4 protein-coding genes are annotated in these 23,047 nt (G+C 74.4%); 3 read left to right on the forward strand and 1 reads right to left on the reverse strand.

Going from position 1 to position 23,047, the window contains the following annotated elements:
• Positions 1-24: 24 nt before the first annotated feature.
• Complete coding sequence (locus tag AW272_RS22420; RefSeq protein WP_066368495.1) at positions 25-771, forward strand: alpha/beta fold hydrolase; 747 nt, start codon at positions 25-27, stop codon at positions 769-771.
• Here AW272_RS22420 and AW272_RS22425 read toward each other — a convergent pair whose 3' ends face one another.
• Entirely contained in the window at positions 772-1,995 is a 1,224-nt protein-coding gene (locus AW272_RS22425) for a cytochrome P450 (protein WP_066368497.1), read from the reverse strand.
• Positions 1,996-2,202: 207 nt separating this feature from the next.
• Here AW272_RS22425 and AW272_RS44235 point away from each other — a divergent pair, with 207 nt between their 5' ends.
• Together AW272_RS44235 and AW272_RS45660 are read left to right on the forward strand one after the other, a co-directional pair.
• Positions 2,203-18,330, forward strand: coding sequence for a type I polyketide synthase (locus AW272_RS44235; protein ID WP_066368499.1), 16,128 nt, complete (start codon positions 2,203-2,205; stop codon positions 18,328-18,330).
• Positions 18,331-18,348: 18 nt separating this feature from the next.
• Positions 18,349-23,028, forward strand: coding sequence for a type I polyketide synthase (locus AW272_RS45660; RefSeq protein WP_066368500.1), 4,680 nt, complete (start codon positions 18,349-18,351; stop codon positions 23,026-23,028).
• The last annotated feature ends 19 nt before the right edge of the window (positions 23,029-23,047 follow it).

Here is a 23,047-nt window from a genome sequence, read left to right on the forward strand (position 1 = left end):
TCCTTCTTTTCTCTTGGAGATGTCATGTCGTCAGGTGTCTGGTTCGAGGAGGCGGGAGCCGGCGCTCCTGTCGTGCTGCTGCATTCGGGTGTCGCCGACGCGCGGATGTGGGATCCGATGTGGGAGGCGCTGACGGCTCGGTTCCGGGTGGTGCGGCTGGACTTCCGGGGGTTCGGGCGGAGCCCGTGGGCCGCGGAGAAGCCGTACACCGACGCCTCCGACGTGGCCGACGTGCTTGATTCGCTGGGCGTGGCCGGGGCCGTCGTCGTGGGGGCCTCGCACGGGGGGCGGATCGCGCTGGAGCTGGCCACCGCGCGGCCCGATCTCGTCGGGCGGCTGGTGCTGCTGAACGCGGGGATGGGGTTGCCGGCCACGCCGGAGCTGAAGGCGTTCTCCGAGGCCGAGGGCGCGCTGATCGAGGCGGGGGACGTCGCGGGGGCCGTACGGCTGAATGTCGACACCTGGGTCGGGCCCGCCGCGGGGGAGCGGGAGCGGGCCTCGGTGAGCGAGATGCAGCGCAACGCGTTCGAGCTCCAGCTGGCCGCCGATCCGGAGCCGGAGGCCGGGCATCTGCCGATCGACCTGTCGGTGATCGCGGCCCCGGCGATCGTGGTGGCCGGGGCGCACGATCTGCCCTACTTCCAGAAGACCGCCGAGGTCATCGCGGACGGACTGGCCTCGGCCGAACTGGTGGTGCTCGACTGGGCCGGGCATCTGCCCGCGATCGAGCGGCCGGACGAGACGGCGCGGCTGTTGCTCGGGTGGCTCTAGTCAGCGGCGGAAACGCACCCGGAGGGGAAGCCGCCTGAGGCCCAGGACGAAGTGGAACCGGGTGAACCACTCCAGGTCGGCGGAGGCGAGTTCGATCGTCTCGTAACGGCGCATGAGTGCGGCGAGGGTCATGCCGACCTCCACCCGGCCGAGCATGGCGGCGATGCAGGAGTGCGGGCCTGATCCGAAGGCGAGCGACTTCACGCCGGTGCGGGTCAGGTCGAGCCGGTCGGGGTCGGCGAACTTCGCCGGGTCGCGGTGCGCCGCGCCGAGGATGGCCATGACGGTGTCACCGGCCGGGATCCGCCGCCCGCCGATGGTCAGGTCGCCGGTCAGGTGGCGGACGATGATCTGCACGGTGGAGTTCCACCGGGCCAGCTCCTCGAAGCTCGCGTGCGCCCGGTCGGGGTCGGCGCGCAGGAACGCGAGCTGGTCGGGGTGGGTGAGCAGGGCGTGCACGCTGTTGCCGATGACGTTGAGCGTCGTCTCGTGGCCCGCGTTGAACAGCAGCAGGACCTGGGCGATCACGTCTTCGTCGCTGAGGCCCTCGCCGTCGGCGTCCTTGCGCATCAGCATGGTCAGCACGTCGTCGCGGGGGGCGGCCCTGCGCAGGTCCATCTGCGCGCGGATGTAGGCGCTGAACTCCGGCGCGGCCGCGTTCATCTCGACCTGCATCGTCGGCGTGATCAGCGGGTCGATGATGTTGGCGATCGCGTTCGTCCACTTCAGGCACTGCGGGGCGTCCTCGACCGGGATGCCGAGCAGGCCGCAGATGACCGCGACGGGGACCGGCGTGGCCAGCTGTTCGATCAGGTCGACCTCGCCCTCGCCCATGTCGTCGATGAGCCCGTCGATGATGCGGGCGATCTCCGGCTTGAGGCGTTCCACCGCTTTGGGCGTCAGCGCGCCGGCCACGAGCCGCCGCAGCCTGCGGTGCTCGGCGCCGTCCTTGACCAGCATCCAGCGCCGCATGCTGCGCATCGCCGGGCTGTCGGGCCCGCCGCGCGGGCGGGTGAAGGCCGGATCGTCGTTCATCGCGGTCGACGCCTCGGGCGCCCGCAGGAACGCGTCGACGTCGTCGTAGCGGGTGAGGGTCCAGAATCCGTACGGCGAACGGTGGACGGGATCGGTCTCGCGCAGCCGCCGGTAATAGGCGTATCTATTGTGGTGGAGCGCCGGGTCGTTGAGATCGAAGAGAACTCGGGTTCTTAATCTCTCCACCATGAGAAAGCCAATCTAATTGTTGAGGCGGCTCTCCAGCCTTATTGGGCGCGCATTTCCGGGTCAACCCCTGACCGTGCAGGTAAGGGGGTGTGCGCGGCGGTGGAATAGGGGTAGTGGACGCACGAAGCGCTGATTAGCCTCGGTGAATGGGCGACCCGTCGCCATTAACTCGTTGCCGTGTGACATTCGCGGAAGAGGTTTCACCAGATGGTTGATAACGAGACGCTTCGCGACTATCTGAAGCTGGTCACCGCGGATCTGCATCGGACCAGGCGGCGGCTGGCCGATCGCGAGACCGCCGATCACGAGCCCGTCGCGATCATCGGCATGAGCTGCCGGTTCCCCGGCGACGTGCGGTCGCCGGAAGACCTCTGGCGGCTGGTCGCCGCCGGCGAGGACGGCATCGGCCCCTTCCCCCAGGACCGGGGCTGGCGGCTCGACACGCTCTTCGACGACGATCCGGACCGCCCGGCCACCAGCTACGTGCGCGAGGGCGGCTTCGTGACGGACGCGGCCGAGTTCGACGCCGGGTTCTTCGGCATCTCACCCCGTGAGGCGCTGGCCATGGACCCGCAGCAGCGCCTGCTGCTCCAGGTGTGCTGGGAGGCGGTGGAGCGCGCGGGCATCGACCCGGCCTCGCTGCGCGGCAGCCACACCGGCGTGTTCATCGGCACCAACGACCAGAACTACACCGGCATGGTGGCCGCCGCGCCGCACGACGACGGCGAGGGCTACCTGCTCACCGGCGGCGCGCCCGCGGTCACCTCGGGCCGGGTGTCCTACACGCTCGGGCTGGAGGGCCCGGCGATCACCGTCGACACCGCCTGCTCGTCGTCGCTGGTCGCGCTGCACCTGGCCGCCCGCTCGCTGCGGCAGGGCGAGAGCTCCCTGGCGCTGGTCGGCGGGGTCAGCGTGATGGCGACCCCCGGCGTCTTCACCGAGTTCAGCCGTCAGCGCGGCCTGGCCGGCGACGGGCGGTGCAAGTCGTTCGCGGCATCGGCCGACGGCACCGGCTGGTCCGAGGGAGCGGGGGTGCTCCTGGTCGAGCGGCTCTCCGACGCGCGCCGGCTCGGGCACCGGGTGCTCGCCGTCGTCCGCGGCTCGGCGACCAACCAGGACGGCGCCTCCAACGGCCTGACCGCGCCCAACGGACCCTCGCAGCAGCGGGTGATCATGCAGGCGCTGGCCAGCGCTCAGCTGTCCACCGGAGACGTCGACCTCGTCGAGGCGCACGGCACCGGCACCGAACTGGGCGACCCGATCGAGGCCCAGGCGCTCCTGGCGACCTATGGGCAGGGGCGTCCGGCCGGGCGGCCGCTGTGGCTCGGCTCGGTGAAGTCGAACATCGGTCACTCCCAGGCCGCCGCCGGGGTGGCCGGTGTGATCAAGACCGTCATGGCGCTGCGGGCCTCGACGCTGCCCGCGACCCTGCACGTGGACGAGCCCACCCCGCACGTCGACTGGTCGGCCGGATCGGTGGAGCTGCTGACCGACGCCCGGCCGTGGCCCCAGACCGGCGAGCCCCGGCGGGCCGGCGTCTCGGCGTTCGGGATCAGCGGGACGAACGCGCACGTCATCCTGGAGGAGGCGCCCGAACAGGAGCAGGAGACCGGGCCTCAGGCCACCGGTCCGCTGCCGTTCCTCCTCGGCGCGAAGACCGACTCCGCGCTGCGCGGCCAGGCCGCCCGCCTGCGCGCCCGGATCGAGGCCGACCCCGCGCTCGACCCGGCCGATGTGGCGTTCTCGCTGGCGACGACCCGGGCCGCGCTGACGCATCGCGCGGTGGTCGTGGCCGACGGGCGCGCGGAACTGCTCACCGCCCTGGAAGCACTGGAGAACGGCGCCGACAGCGCCCTGATCATCCGCGACACCGCGCGCAAGGGCGGCAAGTTGGCCTTCCTCTTCACGGGGCAGGGCGCGCAACGGGCGCGGATGGGCGCTGAGCTCGCCGCCGTCCACCCCGTCTTCGCCGAGGCGCTGGCCGAGGTCTGCGACCGGCTGGACGCCGCGTCGAACGGGGTGTTCGATCCGCCGTTGCGCGCCGTGCTCGACGCCGCGCCGGGCAGCGACACCGCCGCGCTGCTCGACCAGACTGCCTACACCCAGGCGGGCCTGTTCGCCGTCGAGGTCGCTCTTCATCGGCTGCTGACCCACTGGAGTGTCCGGCCCGACTTCCTGCTCGGGCACTCGGTGGGCGAGCTCGCCGCCGTCCACGCGGCCGGGGTCCTTTCGCTGGACGACGCCTGCACGCTCGTCGCCGCGCGTGGCCGGCTCATGCAGGCGATGCCGTCCGGTGGCGCGATGGTCGCGGTCGAGGCCGGGGAGGCGGAGATCCGGGACGCGCTCGCCGGGCTGGAAGGACAGGTCGGCGTCGCCGCGGTCAACGGGCCGTCGTCCGTGGTCGTGTCCGGCGACCGCGACGCCGTGGCCGAGCTTGTCGCCGGGTGGCGGGCGCGCGGTCTGCGTACCCGCGCGCTGCGGGTCTCGCACGCGTTCCACTCGCCGCACATGGACGGCATGCTCGCGGAGTTCCGCGAGGTCGCGGCCGGGCTGACGTTCCGGCCGCCGGCGATCCCGGTCGTCTCGAACCTCACCGGCGCGCCGCTCGGCATCGACGAGCTGGGCGACCCGGACTACTGGGCCCGTCAGGTCCGCGAGGCCGTCAGGTTCGGGGACGGGGTCGCCTGGCTGGAGAGCCAGGGCGTCTCGCGCTGTCTCGAACTGGGGCCCGACGGCGTGCTCGGGGCCATGCTCGGGGCCAGGGTCGAGCGGTCGGTCCCCGCGCTGCGCCGGGATCGCCCGGAGGCCCGGACCCTCGTCACCGCGCTCGCCTCGCTGCACGCCCACGGCGTTGCGGTCGACTGGGCCGCGTTCTTCGGCGGTGGCCACCGGGTGGACCTGCCCACCTACGCCTTCGAGACGTCCCGCTACTGGCCCGCCGTCACGCCCTGGTACGGCGACGTCGCCTCTGCGGGCCTGGGCGGCACCGGCCACCCGCTGCTCGGCGCGGGGGTCGGCCTCGCCGGGGGCGACGAACTGCTCTTCACCGCGCGGCTCGCCGCCGACACCCATCCGTGGCTGGCCGATCACGTGGTGCACGGGCGGGTCGTGCTGCCCGGCACGGCGTTCGTCGAGGTGGCCGTCCGGGCCGGTGACCAGGTCGGATGCGGTGACCTGGAGGAGCTCGTGCTGGAGTCACCACTGGTCCTGCCCGCGCACGGCGGTGTGCAGGTGCAGATCGCGGTGGGCGGCGCGGGCGACGACGGCCGGCGCGCGGTCTCGGTCTACTCACGGCCCGACGACCGGGCCGACGACGGCTGGCCCGACCGGCCCTGGACGCGGCACGCGACCGGCGTGCTCGTCCCCGGGCACGACACCGTCGCGACGCCTCTCGGCCAGTGGCCCCCGGCCGGAGCCGTGGAGGCCGACGCCGACGTGTACCCGCTGCTGGACGCGGCCGGTCTGTCCTACGGCGAGATCTTCCGCGGCCTGTCGGCCGTGTGGCGCCGGGGCGAGGAGATCTTCGCCGAGGTGCGGCTGCCCGAACGGGAAGAGGCGGCGGCCCGCCGTTACGGACTGCACCCCGCGCTGCTGGACGCGGTCCTGCACGCCCAGGCCGTCGGTTCCGGCAGAACCGCGGGCCTGCCCTTCTCCTGGACCGGCGTGTCCCTGCGGGCCTCCGGCGCGACCACCCTGCGCGCCCGGCTCACCCCTTCGGGCGACGACGCCCTCTCCCTGGAGGCCTTCGACGGTGACGGGCTGCCCGTCATCACCGTCGGCCGCCTGGTCCTGCGCCCGGCGTCGGCAGCCGGGACGACCGCCGACCTGACCGGTCTGTGCCGCCTCGACTGGCGGCCGGTGGCCGAGGGCCAGGCCCCGGTCGCCGTGTCCCCCGACATCGTGGTGCTCGACGACGCCGACGACCTGGCCGCCGCGATCGACGACGACGGCCACGTGCCCGGCATCGTCGTGCTGCCCTGCCCGGCGGGATCCCCGGACGTGGTCGTCGCGCGGGTGCTGACCGTCGTGCAGGACTGGCTGGCCGACGACCGGTTCGCGTCCAGCCGCCTGGTGGTGCTGACCCACGACGCGGTCACCGATCCGGCCGCCGCGGCGGCGTGGGGCCTGGTGCGGACCGCGCAGACCGAGAACCCCGACCGATTCGTCCTGCTCGAGGCGGCCGGACTGCCCATGGAGACGCTGACGGCCGCCGTCGCCTGCGGCGAACCGCAACTGGCCTTACGCGACGGCGCGCTGCTCGCCGCCCGGCTCGTCCGGGCCGCTGTCCCGGTGGGCCTGCCCGTGCCGCCGGGCGACGAGTGGCGGCTGGACACGCGCGAGCCCGGCACGCTGGAGAACCTCCAACTGGTGCCGAGCCCGGCTCAGCCGCTCGGACCGGGCCAGGTCAGGCTGAGCGTACGCGCGGCCGGGCTGAACTTCCGGGACGTGCTCGGCGCGCTCGGCATGTACCCCGGCGACGTGGTCCTGGGCGGCGAGGCGGCCGGAGTGGTCGTCGAGGTCGGCCCGGAGGTCGACGGCTTCGCGCCCGGCGACCGGGTGTTCGGCCTGTGCCAGGGCGCGTTCGGCCCGGTCGGGGTGGCCGACCACCGCATGCTCGCGCCGATGCCGGCCGGCTGGACGTTCGCCGAGGCCGCGGCCGTGCCCATCGCTTACGCCACGGCCTACTACGGGCTGGTCGACCTGGCCGGGCTGCGCCCCGGCGAGTCGGTGCTGGTGCACGCGGCGGCCGGGGGCGTGGGAACCGCCGCCGTGCAGGTCGCCCGGCACCTGGGCGCCGACGTCTTCGCCACCGCGAGCCCCGGCAAGCACGACGCCGTCCGCGCGCTCGGGGTCACCGGCGATCGCCTGGCCTCCTCGCGTGACACTTCCTTCGCGGACCGCTTCGCGGCGGCGACCGGCGGGCGGGGCATGGACGTGGTGCTCGACGCGCTCGCGGGCGAGTTCGTCGACGCCTCGCTCGGCCTGCTGCCGCGCGGCGGCCGGTTCATCGAGATGGGCAAGATCGACATCCGCGACGCCGGCGAGGTGGCCGCACGCCATCCCGGCGTGCGCTACCAGGCCTTCGACCTGATCGAGGCGGGACCCGAGCGGATCGGCGAGATCCTCACCGAACTGCTGGCGCTGTTCCGCGCCGGTGCGCTCCGGCTGCCGCCGCTGCGCGCCTGGGACCTGCGGCTGGCGCCCGAGGCGTTCCGCCACGTCAGCCAGGCCCGCCAGATCGGCAAGGTGGTCCTCACCCTCCCGCGCCCCCTCGACCCCGACGGCACGGTCCTGATCACCGGCGGCACCGGCGGGCTCGGCGCGCTGCTGGCCCGTCATCTGGTCATCGCGCACGGCGTCCGCCACCTGACGCTGCTCAGCCGGAGCGGCCCGGCCGCGCCCGGCGGCCTCGCGCTGACCGAGGAGCTGGCCGCCCACAGCGCGCACGCCGACCTCGTCGCCGGTGACGCCGCCGACCGGGACGCCCTCGCCGGCGTGCTCGCCGCGATCCCGGCCGACCGGCCGCTGACCGCCGTCTTCCACCTCGCCGGCGTCCTGGACGACGGCGTGGTCACCGAGCTCACCCCGGCGCGCGTCGCCGCCGTGCTCCGCGCCAAGGCCGACGCCGCCGCGCACCTGCACGAGCTGACCCGGCACGCCGACCTGGCCGCCTTCGTGCTCTTCTCCTCCGCCTCCGGCACCCTCGGCAGCGCCGGGCAGGGCGCCTACGCCGCCGCGAACGCCTACCTCGACGCGCTCGCCTCACACCGCCGCGCCACCGGACTGCCCGCGCTCTCCCTGGCCTGGGGCGCGTGGGACGACACCGGGGGCATGTTCGGCCGGCTCACCGACGCCGAACGCGACCGTGTCGGCCGCTCGGTCTTCCCGCCGCTCACCCCCGAGAGCGGGCTCGCGCTGCTGGACGCCGCGCTGACCCTTCCCTACGCCGCTTTGGTGCCCACCGGGGTCGACACGGCGGCGCTGGCCGAGGCCGCGGGCGCGCTGCCGCCGCTGCTGAGCGGCCTGGTCCGGCGTCCGGTCCGGCGCGGCGCGGGCGACGGCGCGCCGGTCGCCGGTGACGCGTTCGCCCGGCGGCTGTCCGGTCTCGGCGCCGAGGACCGCTCGCGGCTGCTGCTCGACCTGGTCCGCTCCCAGGCCGCTCTGGTGCTGGGGTTCGCCGGGCCCGAGTCGGTCGACGCCCATCGCGCGTTCAAGGAACTGGGCATCGACTCGCTGACCGCCGTCGAACTGCGCAACCGGCTGGCCGCCGCCACCGGGCTGCGGCTCTCGGCGACGCTGGTCTTCGACCACCCCACGCCGGTACGACTTTCGGAACTCCTCGGCCGGGAACTGCTGGGCGAACCGGAAGAAGTGCCCGCCGCTCCCGTCCTTTCGGCCACAGATGATCCGATCGCCATCGTGGGCATGGCCTGCCGCCTGCCCGGCGGCGCGAACACGCCGGAAGAGCTGTGGCGGGCCGTCAGCCAGGGCGTGGACGCGATGACGCCGTTCCCCGCCGACCGAGGCTGGGACCTGGGCGCCTTCGACGGCGGGTTCGTCGACGGCATCGCCGACTTCGACCCGGGCTTCTTCGGGATCAGCCCGCGCGAGGCGACCGCGATGGACCCGCAGCAGCGGCTGCTGCTGGAATGCGCGTGGGAGGCGCTGGAGCACGCCGGAATCGATCCGGCCACCCTCGCCGGCAGCCCGACCGGGGTGTTCGTCGGGACGGCGACCACCGGCTACGGCATCGGCGCGGACGTGCCGGAGGGCATCGGCCCGCACATGCTGCTCGGCACCTCCACGAGCGTGACGTCCGGGCGGATCGCGTACACGCTGGGGCTGGAGGGCCCGACCGTCTCCATCGACACGGCGTGCTCGTCGTCGCTGGTCGCGCTGCACATGGCCCGGGAGGCGATCGGCCGGGGCGAGTGCTCGCTCGCGCTGGTCGGCGGGGCGACCCTGATGGTCGTGCCGACCATGTTCGTGGAGGGCACCCAGGGCGGCGCGGTGGCCGTCGACGGCCGGTGCAAGGCCTTCGCGGCGTCGGCCGACGGCACCGGCTGGGGTGAGGGCGTCGGCATGCTGCTGGTCGAACGCCTCTCCGATGCCCGCCGCCTCGGTCACCGGGTGCTGGCGCTGGTCAAGGGCACCGCCGTCAACCACGACGGCGCGAGCAACGGCCTCACCGCCCCCAGCGGCCCGGCCCAGCAGAAGGTGATCCGCCAGGCGCTGCGCGCGGCCGGACTGGCCGCCGGTGAGGTCGACGTCATCGAGGCGCACGGCACCGGGACCGCCCTGGGCGACCCCATCGAGGCGCAGGCGCTCCAGGCGACCTACGGCCGCGACCACGACGACGACCGGCCGGTCTGGCTCGGTTCGGTCAAGTCGAACATCGGCCACACCCAGTCGGCCGCCGGTGTCGCCGGTGTGATCAAGATGGTCCAGGCCATGCGGTACGACCTGCTCCCCGCCACCCTGCACATCGATGAGCCCACCCCGCACGTCGACTGGTCGGCGGGCGGGCTGCGCCTGCTCACCGAGAACGTGCCGTGGCCCGCGGGGGACCGGCCGCGCCGGGCGGGCGTCTCCTCGTTCGGGATGAGCGGCACGAACGCCCACGTGATCCTGGAAGAGGCACCGGCCCCGGACGAGCCGACGCCGCCCACACCGGTCGTGGCTCCGCCGCACGGCGCGAGCGCCCAGGCGCTGACGCCTTGGTTGCTTTCCGGCCGCAGTGCCGCCGCGCTGCGGGCGCAGGCGGCGAAGCTGCTGGCCCATCTGGATTCCCGGCCCGGAGTGACGGTGCCGGAGGTGGCACGGGCGCTGTGGGCCACCCGATCGTCGTTCGACCACCGGGCGGCGCTGCTGGCCGAAGACCGGGAGGGCTTCGCCGAACTGCTGGCCACGCTCGCCGAGGGCGGTGTCGCGCCCGGTCTGGTGCGCGGCGTGGCCGGGCAGGGCGGCAGGACCGTGTTCGTCTTCCCCGGTCAGGGCACCGAATGGGCCGGTATGGCCACCGGGCTGCTCGACTCCTCGCCGGTCTTTCTCGACTCCGTCCGCGCCTGCGACGCCGCGCTGTCCGAGCATCTCGGCTGGTCGGTGGAGGACGTCCTGCGCGGCATCGACGGCGCGCCTTCGACCGACCGGCTGGACGTCATCCAGCCCGTCCTGTTCACCACGATGGTCTCCCTGGCGGCGCTCTGGCGGGCCCACGGGATCACGCCCTCGGCGGTGGTCGGGCACTCCCAGGGGGAGATCGCGGCGGCCCACGTCGCGGGCGCGCTGACCCTGCGGGACGCCGCGAAGATCATCTCCGTGCGCAGCCGCCTCCTGTCCGCGTTCGCGGGCCTCGGCGCGATGGTGGCGGTGGCACTCCCCGAAGACGAGGTGACGGCCCGCATCGCGGTCTGGCCCGGCCGGCTGCACATCGCCGCCGTCAACGGTCCCCGCGCGGTCGCCGTCTCGGGCGACCCCGAGGCGGTCGACGAACTCTTCGCGGCGCTCGCCGCCGACGAGGTGCGGGTGAAGAAGGTCCGGGTCAACGGCGCGGGCCACTCGCCGCAGGTCGAGGCGATCCGGGAAGAGACCCTGGCCGCCCTCGCCGACGTCGCCCCCCGCGCCGCCGACATCGCCTTCTACTCCACCGTCACCGGCGGGGCCCTCGACACGACCGTTCTGGACGCGGGCTACTGGTACCGCAACATGCGCGAGCCGGTCCGGTTCGCGCCCGCCGTGACGGCGCTGCTCGACGACGGCTACCGGGTCTTCGTCGAGTCGAGCCCGCATCCGGTGCTGAGCCCCGGCGTGCGGGACACGGCCGAGGAGAGCGCCGCCGACGCGGTCGTGGTCGCCACGCTGCGCCGCGACGAGGGAGGCACGGCCCGCTTCCTGCGGCAGCTCGCCGAGGCGCACGTGAACGGTGTCGTGCCCGACTGGCCGGTCGTGCTCGGCGGCCCGTCCGGTTACGCCGTCGACCTGCCCACTTACGCGTTCCAGCGCGAGCCCTACTGGCTGTCGGCTCCGTCGCGATCGGTGGTGGAGGGCGAGGTCGTCCACGATCAGGAAGAAGAGCGGTTCTGGGAGGCGGTGTCCGGCGCCGACCTGACGGCGCTGGCCGGCGTGCTCGACGTCGCCGACCCCGCCGCGCTGGCCCCGGCCGGGCCCGCGCTGGAGATGCTGTCCCAGTGGCGGGCGCGGCGGCGCGACAAGTCCACCGTGGACGCCTGGCGATACCGGGTGACGTGGCGGCGGATCGCCCGCACCCCCGGCTCGTCGCTGTCCGGAACCTGGCTTCTGGTCACGGGCGACCATGATCCGTCGGCCTACGAGCGGGCCCTGGCGGCGTGCGGAGCAGACGTGACGACGGTGTCACTCGGCGCCGACGACCCCTCGGGTGACGGCCTCGCCGCGCTCGTGTCCGGCGCGGGAGAACTGAGCGGCGTGCTGTCGCTGCTGGCCCTGGACGACACGGCCCACCCCGACCACGCGGTGGTTTCCCGAGGGCTGGCCCGCACGCTCGCACTCATCCAGGCCGAGACGACCGCCCCGCTGTGGCTGGCCACGCGCGGCGCCGTCTCGGTGGGCGGCTCCGACCCGCTCACCCATCCCGAACAGGCCCCGGTATGGGGGCTGGGGCTCGTCGCGGGACTGGAGCTGTCCGGCCGCCGCGTCGGCGTGCTTGACCTGCCCGAGGACCTGGACGAACGTGCGCAGAAGCGGCTGGCCGACGTGCTCGCCGGGCTGGACGACGAAGACCAGGTCGCGCTGCGCCCGGCGGGCGTGTTCGGCCGCCGGATGGTCCGGGCACCGAGAGGCACCCCCTCCGATGCCCGGCGCACCCGAGGCAACCTTTCCGATGCCCGGCCCAGCGGAGGCACCGCATCCGACGCCTGGCGGACCCGTGGCACGGCGCTGATCACCGGCGGCACCGGCGCGCTCGGCGCCCGGGTGGCCCGCATGCTGGCCGAGGCCGGGGCCGAACGCCTGGTGCTGACCAGCCGCAGAGGCGCGGACGCACCCGGAGTCGACACGCTGGTCGCCGAACTGACCGCGCTGGGCGCGGAGGTGCTGGTGGAGGCCGTCGACGTGGCCGACCGTGAGGCGGTCGCGGCGCTGCTGAGCGGGTTGCCGGACGGACCGCCGCTGACCACGGTCGTGCACGCGGCCGGGGTCGCGCAGAGCGAGAGCGTCCTGCGGACCGGTGTCGCCGAACTGGCCGAAACCCTGAACGCGAAGGTCGCCGGGGCGCTCAACCTCGATGAGTTGGCCGGCGACGGCCTGGACGCGTTCGTGCTCTTCTCCTCCGGCGCGGCGACGTGGGGCGGCAGCGGGCAGGCCGCTTACGCCGCCGCCAACGCCCGCCTCGACGCGCTGGCCCAGCACCGGCGCGAGCGCGGGCAGCGTGCCACCTCGATCGCCTGGGGCGGCTGGGGCGGCGGCGGCATGGCCACCGGCGACGCGGTCACCCTGCTGGCCCGGCGCGGGCTGCGCCTCATGGACCCCGACCTTGCCCTGACCGCGCTCGGCCAGGCCCTCGCCGACGACGAGACGCTGCTCACCGTCGCCGACATCGACTGGGCGGCCTTCGCCCCGACCTACCTGGCCGCCAGGCGGCGACCGCTCATCGGCGACCTCCCCGAAGTCCAGGCCACCTTCGAGACCGGCCCCGCCGAGGTGAGCGCCGACTCGGAGTTCGCCCGCGACCTGGCCGCCGTCCCGGCGGGCGAGCGCGGCCGGCGGATCCTCGACCTGGTCCGCGCGCACGCCGCCGCCGTGCTCGGCTACACCGGCCCAGAGGCTCTCGACCCGGGCAAGCCCTTCCGCGACCTCGGCGTCGACTCGATCACCGCCGTGGAGATCCGCGACCGGCTGCGCACCGCGACCGGGCTGAAGGTGCCCGCCACCGTCGTCTTCGACCACCCCACGCCGCAGGCGGTGGCCGACCACCTGGCGGAGAAGCTGTTCGGCTCCGGGATGCCGGCGGCTCCCGTGCCCGCGCCAGCAGTCGTCGCGACCGACGACGAGCCGATCGCGATCGTCGGCATGGGCTGCCGGTACGCGGGCGGCGTCCAGAACCCCGAGGACCTGTGGGACCTGGTGCTCGGCGGCCGGGACGCGATCAGCCCGTTCCCCACCGACCGGGGCTGGGACCTCGACGCGCTCTACGACCCCGACCCCGACCGGCGCGGCACCTCCTACGTCCGCGAGGGCGGGTTCCTCGCGGAGGCGGGCCACTTCGACGCCGAGTTCTTCGGGATCAGCCCCCGCGAGGCGGTGGCGATGGACCCGCAGCAGCGGGTGCTGCTGGAGACCTCGTGGGAGGCGCTCGAACGCGCAAGGATCGTCCCGTCGTCGCTGGTCGGCAGCCGTTCCGGGGTCTTCGTCGGCACCTCGTTCCAGGGGTACGGCCTGGGCGCGGACAACGGGCTCGGCGCGGCCGAGGGCTTCTTCCTGGCGGGCACCGGCACCGCGGCGGTGTCCGGGAGGCTGTCGTACACCCTGGGTCTGGAGGGTCCGGCCGTCACGGTCGACACGGCCTGCTCCTCGTCGCTGGTGGCGCTGCACCTGGCCGTCCAGGCGATCAGGCAGGGTGAGTGCACGCTCGCGCTGGCCGGTGGCGTGGCGGTGCTGCCCACCCCCGTCTCCTTCACCGAGTTCAGCCGCCAGCGCGGACTGGCCCCCGACGGGCGCTGCAAGCCGTTCGCGGCGGCGGCCGACGGGACCGGCTGGGGCGAGGGCGTCGGGGTGGTCGTGCTGGAGCGGCTGTCCGACGCGCTGCGCCACGGCCACCCGGTGCTCGCGCTGGTGGCGGGTTCCGCGACCAACCAGGACGGTGCCTCCAACGGGCTGACCGCGCCGAACGGGCCCTCGCAGCAGCGGGTGATCATGCAGGCGCTGGGTGTCGCCGGGCTGTCGCCCTCGGACGTCGACCTCGTCGAGGCGCACGGCACCGGCACCACGCTCGGTGACCCGATCGAGGCGCAGGCGGTGATCGCGACGTACGGCCAGGGCCGTCCGGCCGACCGGCCCCTGTGGCTGGGATCGGTGAAGTCGAACATCGGCCACACCCAGTCGGCCGCCGGTGTCGCCGGGGTGATCAAGGCGGTCATGGCGCTGCGCCACGGCCAGCTGCCGCCGACGCTGCACGTCGACGAACCCACCCCGCACGTCGACTGGGCGGCCGGCGCGGTGGAACTGCTCGAAGAGGCCCGGACCTGGCCGCAGCCCGACGGCCCGCGCCGGGCGGCGGTCTCCTCGTTCGGCGGGAGCGGCACCAACGCCCACGCCGTGCTGGAACAGGCGCCCGAGCCCGGCGACGAGGTCAGGGAACCGCGTCCGTCGCTGGACGCCGACCTGCCGTTCGTCCTTTCGGGCCGCAGCCCGGAGGCGCTCCGCGCCCAGGCCGCGCAGCTGTCCGGCCTGCTGGAGACCCGGCCCGCGACCGACCTCGGCGACCTCGCCTACTCCCTGGCCACCACCAGGACCTCGTTCGAGGAGCGGGCCGTGGTGATGGCGGGTGACAGGGAAGCCCTCCGGGACCGGCTGGCGCGGCTGGCCTCGGGCGAGACGCCCGACGGAGTGGTGCGGGGCGCCGCCGTCGGCGGCCGGACCGTGTTCGTCTTCGCCGGCCAGGGCCCGCAGTGGGCCGGGATGGCGGCGGAGCTGCTGGACTCCTCGGAGGTGTTCGCCGAGAACATCGCCGCCTGTGACGAGGCGCTGGCCCCGTACACCGACTGGTCTCTTCTGGACGTCGTCCGCGGCGTCGAAGGCGCGCCGTCCCTCGACCGGGTGGACGTGGTGCAACCGGCGCTCTGGGCGATGATGGTCTCGCTGGCGGCCCTGTGGCGTTCGTGGGGTGTCGAGCCCGACGCGGTGATCGGCCACTCGCAGGGCGAGATCGCCGCCGCCTGCGTGATCGGCGCGCTGTCGCTGGAGGACGCCGCGCGGACCGTGGCGCTGCGCGGCAAGGCGCTCACGGCGCTGGCCGGTCGCGGCGGCATGGTGTCGGTCGCGCTCCCCGCCGAGCGGGTGCGGGAGCTGATCGCCCCCTGGGACGGGCGGATCTCCGTCGCCGCGCTCAACGGGCCCGCCTCGGTCGTGGTCGCGGGCGAGGTCGCGGCGCTGGAGGAGTTCCTCGCGGCGTGCGCGGCCGACCAGGTGCGGGCCCGCCGGATCAGGGTCGACTTCGCCTCGCACTCGGCCCAGGTCGAGGAGCTCCAGGACGGACTGGTCGCGGCGCTCACCGGCATCAGCCCGCGCGCGTCGGAGATCTCCTTCTACTCGACCGTGGACGGCCGCTGGATGGACACCGCCGAACTCGACGCCGCCTACTGGTACCGCAACCTGCGGAGCGCCGTCGGGTTCGAGCAGGCCGTCCGGGCCGTCGCCGGTGAGGGCTACCGCCACTTCGTCGAGGTCAGCCCGCACCCGGTGCACACCGTGGCGATCCAGGAGACCCTCGACGACCTGGACGACGTCTACGTGGACGGCGGCGCCGTCGTCGGCTCGCTGCGGCGGGGCGAAGGCGGGCTCGCCCGCATGCTGAACTCGGCCGCCCAGGCGTACGGCCACGGCCTGCCCGTCGACTGGTCGGCCGTCCTCGGACGCCTCGACGCCCGGACGATCGACCTGCCCACCTACGCCTTCCAGCGCGAGCGCTACTGGCTCTCCGGTTCGGGTGAGGCCGTCGTCCAGGAAGGCGCGACCGGCCACCCGATCCTCGGCGCGGCGTCGAGCGTGGCCGGGCTGGACACGGTTCTGCTGACCGGGCGGCTGTCGCTGCGGTCCCACCCGTGGCTGGCCGACCACGCCGTCCTCGGCACCGTGCTGCTGCCCGGCACCGCCTTCATCGAGATCGCGGTGCGGGCGGGCGACCAGGTCGGCTGCGCCTCGGTCGAGGAACTGACCCTGGAGGCGCCGCTGCTCATCCCGGCACGCGGCGCCATCCGGCTCCAGGCCGTGGTCGCGGCCCCCGACGGCACCGGCCGCCGGCTCCTCAGCGTGTACGCCCGCCCGGAGGACGACGCCGAAGGCGACTGGACCCGGCACGCCACCGCGACGCTCGCGCCGCAGCCGCCCGCCCCGGCGGGCACCCTCGACCAGTGGCCGCCCGACGGCGCGACCGAAGTCGACCTCGGCGGCTTCTACGAGGAGCTGACCACCCGCGGCTACGTCTACGGGCCCGCCTTCCAGGCCATGCGCGCCGCCTGGCACCGCGACGGCGAGGTCTACGCCGAAGTGGCGTTCCCCGGCGAGCAGCCGGACGCCGGACGCTTCGGCCTCCACCCCGCCCTGCTGGACGCGGCCCTGCACGGCATCGGCCTGCTGCGCTCCCTGCACGCCTCCGAAGGCCCGGCCCGCGCCGAACTCCCGTTCGCCTGGCGCGGCGTGCGCTGCTACCAGCCGGGCGTCACCTCGCTGCGGGTCCGGCTGAGCCTGGCCGACCCCGACGGCATCGCCGTCCTGGTCACCGACGAGGCGGGCCGGGCCGTCGCGGCGATCGACTCCCTGATCGCCCGCCCCGTCCCGGACAGCGTCGGCGCCGCCTGGCAGGCGGCGAGCCGGTCGCTGTTCCACGTCGAATGGGTCGACGCCCCCGCGGCCGTCGGCGGCGCGGGCGTGATCCGCTGCGCCGACCTGGACGAGGCGGCGGCCCGTCTCGCGAACGAGCCCGGGACCACCACAGTCGTCCTCCCGTTCACCGCTGCGGCATCGGTCCGGTCGGCCACCCACGAAGCACTGCGACTGGCGCAGGTCTGGGTCACCGACGAACGGTTCGCCGGCGCGCGCCTGGCCCTGGTCACCCGGGGCGCGGTCGCGGTCGACGACGCGGCGGAGGTCACCGACCTGGCGGCAGCCGCGGCCTGGGGACTGCTGCGCTCGGCGCAGTCGGAGCACCCCGGCCGGTTCATCCTGCTCGACGTGGACGACGTGGACGCCCCCGTCGGCGCGGCGCTGGGCACCGACGAACCCCAGCTGGCCCTTCGCGCCGGACAGGTCCGGGTGCCCCGCCTGCTGCGAGTGGCCCCACCGGCCGAACCAGGCACCCGGCCGTTCGACCCCGAGGAGACGGTGCTGATCACCGGCGGCACGGGCACCCTGGGCGCGGCGCTGGCCCGGCACCTCGCGACCGCCCACGGCGTGCGGAACCTGGTGCTGACCAGCCGCCGGGGACGGGAGGCACCCGGCGCGGCCGAACTGATCACCGAACTGTCCGGGCTCGGCGCCGAGGCCACGATCGTCGCCTGCGACGTCGGTGACCGCGCCGCCGTCGCCGGCCTGCTGGCGGCGGGGCCGTTCCACGCGATCGTCCACGCGGTCGGCGAACTGGACGACGGCGTGCTGTCGGCCCTCGACCCCGAACGCGTCGACCGGGTCCTGCACGCGAAGGTCATGGGCGCGCTGCACCTGCACGAGCTGACCCCCGGGTCGCGGTTCTACTTCTTCTCCTCGGCCGCGGGTACCTTCGGTGGCGCGGGCCAGGCGAACTACGCGGCGGCCAACGCCTTCCTGGACGCGCTCGCCCAGTCCCGCCGGGCGGGCGGCCTGACGGCGGTCTCGATGGCCTGGGGCCCGTGGGCCCAGCCGACCGGCATGACGGGCGCGCTGACCGAATCGGACGTGCGCCGCGTGCAGCGGCTCGGCATGACCCCGATGACGACGGCCGAGGGTATGGCCCTGTTCGACCTGGCCCTGGCCGTCGACGAGCCCGTCGTGGTGCCGATCAACCTGGACACGGCGGGGCTGCGACTGCGGACGGACCTGGTGCCGCCGCTGCTGCGCGGCCTGGTCGGGCCGGTCCAGGCGACGCCCGACGCCGCCCCGGTCTCCGACGGGCGGCTGCGCGAGCGGCTGGCCGACCTGTCCGACGGCGAACGGCACGACCTCCTCCTCGACCTGGTCCGCACCTCCGTGGCGGCGGTCCTGGGCCACTCCTCGCCCACCTCCATCAGGCCCGAACGCGGCTTCCTGGAGCTGGGCATGGACTCGCTCACCGGGCTCGAACTCCGCAATCGGCTCGGCGGCGCGACCGGACTGCGGCTGCCCGCGACGCTGATCTTCGACAACCCCACCCCCGTGGGGCTGGCCCGCTACCTGCGCGGCGAACTCGCGCCCGCGCCGCTCGCGGCCTCGGCGGTCGCGCTGGAGGAGCTGGCCCGGCTCGAACTGGTCCTGGACGGCGTCGGCCACGACGACGCGGAGCGGTCGAAGATCGGCCTTCGCCTGCGCGAGCTGATGTCCCGGTGGACGGACGGCCGGCCGGGCGACGGGCCGGACCTGGAGTCGGCCACCGCCGAGGAACTGTTCCAGATCCTTGACCAGACGCACTGAAGGCCGGGGAGAGACACCATGGCGAGCGAAGAAGAGCTGCTCAGATACCTGCGCCAGGCCACGACCGAACTGCGCGACACGCGGGAGGCGCTGCGCGAGACGCAGGAACTCGCCCGCGAGCCCATCGCGATCGTCGGCATGGCCTGCCGGCTGCCCGGCGGGGTCGCGAGCCCGGAGGACCTGTGGCGGCTGGTCGACACTAAAGGCGAGGGCCTGTCCGGCCTCCCGGCCGACCGGGGCTGGGACCTCGGCGAGCTGGGCGGCGGATCGCGGCAGGCCGGTTTCGTGCACGAGGCCGGCTGGTTCGACCCCGCCTTCTTCGGCATCTCGCCGCGTGAGGCGCAGGCGATGGACCCGCAGCAGCGGCTGTTCCTGGAGGCCTCCTGGGAGGCCTTCGAATACGCCGGCCTCGACCCGGACACGCTGCGCGGCAGCCGCACCGGCGTCTTCGCCGGGCTGATGTACCACGACTACGTGCCCGGCGGCGAGGGCAGCGAGGCCTACCTGGGCACCGCCACGGCGGGCAGCGTCGTCTCCGGCCGGGTGGCCTACGCGCTGGGTCTTGAGGGCCCGGCGGTGACCCTCGACACCGCCTGCTCGTCGTCCCTGGTGGCACTGCATCTGGCGGTACGGGCGCTGCGCTCCGGCGAGTGCGACCTCGCGCTGGCCGGGGGCGTGACGGTGATGTGCTCGCCCGGCGTGTTCCGTGCCTTCGGCGTCTCGCAGGGTCTGGCCGCCGACGGCCGGTGCAAGTCGTTCTCGGCCGCCGCCGACGGCATGGGCTGGGCCGAGGGCGCCGGTGTGCTGCTCGTGGAGCGGCTCTCGGACGCGCGACGGCTCGGGCACGAGGTGCTCGCGGTGGTGCGGGGGAGCGCGGTCAACCAGGACGGCGCGTCGAGCGGTCTCACCGCCCCGAACGGCCCCTCGCAGCAGCGGGTGATCCGCGACGCGCTGGCCAACGCCCGGCTCACCCCTGCCGAGGTGGACGTGGTGGAGGCGCACGGCACCGGCACGACGCTGGGCGACCCGATCGAGGCCCAGGCTCTGCTGGCCACCTACGGCCAGGACCGGGAGCAGCCGCTGTGGCTGGGGTCGATCAAATCGAACATCGGGCACACCCAGGCCGCCGCAGGTGTGGCCGGTGTGATCAAGATGGTGCAGGCGATGCGGCACGGCGTGCTGCCCGCGACGCTGCACGTGGACGAGCCGACGCCGCAGGTCGACTGGTCGACCGGCGCGGTCGAGCTGCTGACCGAGGCGCGGCCCTGGCCCGCCCTGGAGAGACCGCGCCGGGCCGCGGTGTCGTCCTTCGGGGTGAGCGGCACCAACGCCCACGTGATCATCGAGCAGGGTGAGCCCGCTCCTGCGCCCGAGCCCGGCGCGCCGCCGCGCACGGTGCCGTGGCTGCTGTCGGCGAAGACCGCCGAGGGGGTGCGGGCCCAGGCGAAGCGCCTGGGCGCCTTCGTGGCCGGTCATCCGGACGTCGCCCCGGTGGACGTCGGCCGGACGCTGATCGCCCGCTCGGCCATGGACCACCGAGCGGTCGTGCTCGGGCTCGACCGGCTGGGCGCCCTCGCCGAGGGCGAGCCTTCAGCCGGCGTCGTGCGCGACGGCCGCACCGCGTTCCTGTTCACCGGTCAGGGGTCGCAGCGGGCCGGGATGGGGCGTGGCCTCTATGCGCGGTTCCCTGTGTACGCCGCTGCTTACGACGCCGTCTGTGATCAGCTGGACCTTCGCCTCGATCGGCCAATGCGCGACGTAGCACTCGACCTGAACCAGACCGTGTGGGCACAGGCAGGACTGTTCGCGGTCGAGGTGGCGGCGTTCCGGCTGCTGGAGTCGCTCCAGGTGACTCCGGACTTCCTGCTGGGCCACTCCATCGGCGAGATCGCCGCGGCGCATGTGGCCGGGGTGCTGTCGCTGGAGGACGCCTGCACGCTGGTGGCCGCCCGAGGCAGGTTGATGCAGGCGCTGCCCTCAGGTGGCGCGATGCTCGCCCTCCAGGCCACCGAAGACCAGATCACTGACGACCGGGTCGACATCGCGGCCGTCAACGGTCCTTCGGCGATCGTGATCTCCGGCGACGCCGACGTCATCGAGGAATGGGCCGCGCGAGGCTTCAAGCACAACCGGCTGAAGGTCTCCCACGCCTTCCACTCGCGGCTCATGGAACCGATGCTGGCCGAGTTCGCCGAGGTGCTGAGGACGCTGACCTTCTCGGAGCCGCGTATCCCGGTGATCTCCAACCTCACCGGCCGACCCGGCGAGATGAGCGAGCCGGGCTATTGGGTGCGGCAGGTGCGGGATGCGGTCAGGTTCGCCGACGGCGTCACCTACCTGCGCGACCAGGGGGTATCCCGATTCGTGGAACTGGGCCCGGACGGTGTCCTGTCCGGCCTGGCCCGGCAGTCCGCCGACGGGGTGTTCGCGCCCCTGATGCGCCGTGACCGCGACGACGTGGACACGACGATCGCCGCCCTCGCAAGCCTGTGGACGACCGGCGCCGACGTCGACTGGCCGGCCGTCTTCGACGGATGGGGCGGCCGCCGGATCAACCTGCCCACCTACGCCTTCGATCGGCAGCACTACTGGGCGCCCGCGCCGCAGCCGGTCGCCGCCGCCGACGAGTCCCCCTTCTGGTCCGCCGTCGAGGCGGAGGACGCCGACACGCTGGCCGCCCTGCTCGGCCTCGACCTCGCCGAACCCTCGGTGAAGACCGTGCTGCCCGCACTGGCCGCCTGGCGCAACCGGGACCGGACGGCAGGACGCACGGACGCGTGGCGCTACCGGATCGGCTGGAAACCCCTGCCGCCCGCCGCCGCCCCCTTCCTCTCCGGCACCTGGCTCGCGCTGCTGCCCGCCGACCCGGCACACGCCGACACGATCGAAGCCTGCCTGGCGGCCATCGAACGGGCGGGCGCGCAAGTTGTGCGCGCGGTGATCGACGCCGGTGAGTCGGCCTTCGCCGAGGTGGCGGAACCGGCCGGGGTGCTGTCGTTCCTCGCCCTGACGGCGGGCGACGCGATCCCCGGCTCGCTTGCTTTGATCGACGCGCTCATCGCCATGGACCTGCGGACGCCGGTCTGGTGGGTGACCTCGGGGGCGGTGGCCGTCCACGACGACGAGGAGATCGACCCCGGTCAGGCGCGGGTGTGGGGTCTGGGCAGGGTGGTCGGCCTCGAACTGCCCGGTCTGTGGGGCGGACTGGTGGACGTCTCCGGCCCGCCGGGGCCGCTGCTCGGCGACCGGCTGGCGGGCGTGCTGACCGGCACGGAGGACCAGGTCGCCGTCCGCTCCGCCGGGGTCTTGGGACGTCGCCTGAGCCGGGCCGTCACCGGCCCGAACCTGGGCCAGGACCTGGTGGGCGCAGGCACGGTGCTGGTGACCGGTGGCACGGGTGCGCTGGGCGCGGTCGTGGCGCGGTGGCTGGTCGGGCGGGGCGTGCCGCATGTCGTGCTGACCTCGCGCAGAGGCATGGCGGCGCCGGGCGCCGGCGACCTGGTCGCGGAGCTGGAGGCGGGTGGCACCCGGGTGACGGTGGCGGCCTGTGACGCGGCCGACCGGGCGGGAATGGCGCGCGTGCTGGCCGGCATCCCGGCCGAACATCCGCTGCGGGGCGTCGTCCACGCCGCGGGGGTCGGTGACATGACGCCGCTGGGCACGACGGGACTGGCCGACTTCCAGGCGGTCGTGACCGGGAAGGCCGGCGGCGCCGCCTGCCTCGACGACCTCCTGGCCGACACGCCCCTCGATTTCTTCGTGCTGTTCTCCTCGATCGCCGGAGTCTGGGGCAGCGGCGGCCAGGCGGCGTACGCGGTGGCGAACGCCGCCCTCGACGCCCTCGCCGTGCGCCGCCGGGCCAGGGGACACCACGCCGTGTCGATCTCGTGGGGCCCGTGGGCGGGCGACGGGATGGCGGGCGGCGACTCGGCCGAGGAGTACCTGCGGCGGCGGGGCCTGCGCGCGATGGCCCCCGACCTCGCCGTGGCGGCGATGGGCACCGCGCTGCGGGCGGGCGACGTCTGCGTGACCGTGGCGGACGTCGACTGGGCCGCGTTCACGCCCGGATTCACCGCCTACCACCCGCAGCCGCTGATCGAGGACATCCCCGATGTGCGGCAGGCGCTCACCCCAGTCGCCGACGCGCCGAGCGGCGTGGAACTGCGCGAACGCCTGGCCACCCTGACGCGGGACGACCGTCTCGCCCGGCTCCTGGAGACCGTGCAGCGGCAGGCCGCGCTCGTGCTCGGCCACCTCACACCCGGCGGGATCGTCGCCGACCGGGCCTTCCGCGACCTGGGTTTCGACTCGCTCACCGCGGTGGAGATGCGCGACCGGCTGGCCGGGGTGACCGGGCTGAGCCTGCCCGCCACCCTGCTCTTCGACCACCCGAACCCGCGCGCGCTCGCCGAGCTCATGCTGGCCGAGCTCTTCGGCGCCGACAACGACCCCGACAACGACCCCGACTTCGACCCCGGCTTCGACCCCGGCTTCGGCCCCGACAAGGTGGAACGGCTGCGCCGGGCGCTGTTCACCATCCCCATCTCCCGGCTCCACGAGGCCGGTCTGGTCGAACCGCTGCTGCGGCTCGCCGCGACGGCCGAAGAGCACCCCACCCCCGAGACCACCGTTGAGTCGATCGACGAGATGGACGGCGAAAGCCTGCTCAGGCTGGCTCTGGGAGCCCGGGATTCATGATCACAACGAGGAGCCTGCG

The organism is Herbidospora mongoliensis, from assembly GCF_001570545.1.
In the GTDB taxonomy this organism is placed as follows: Bacteria; Actinomycetota; Actinomycetes; order Streptosporangiales; family Streptosporangiaceae; genus Herbidospora; species Herbidospora mongoliensis.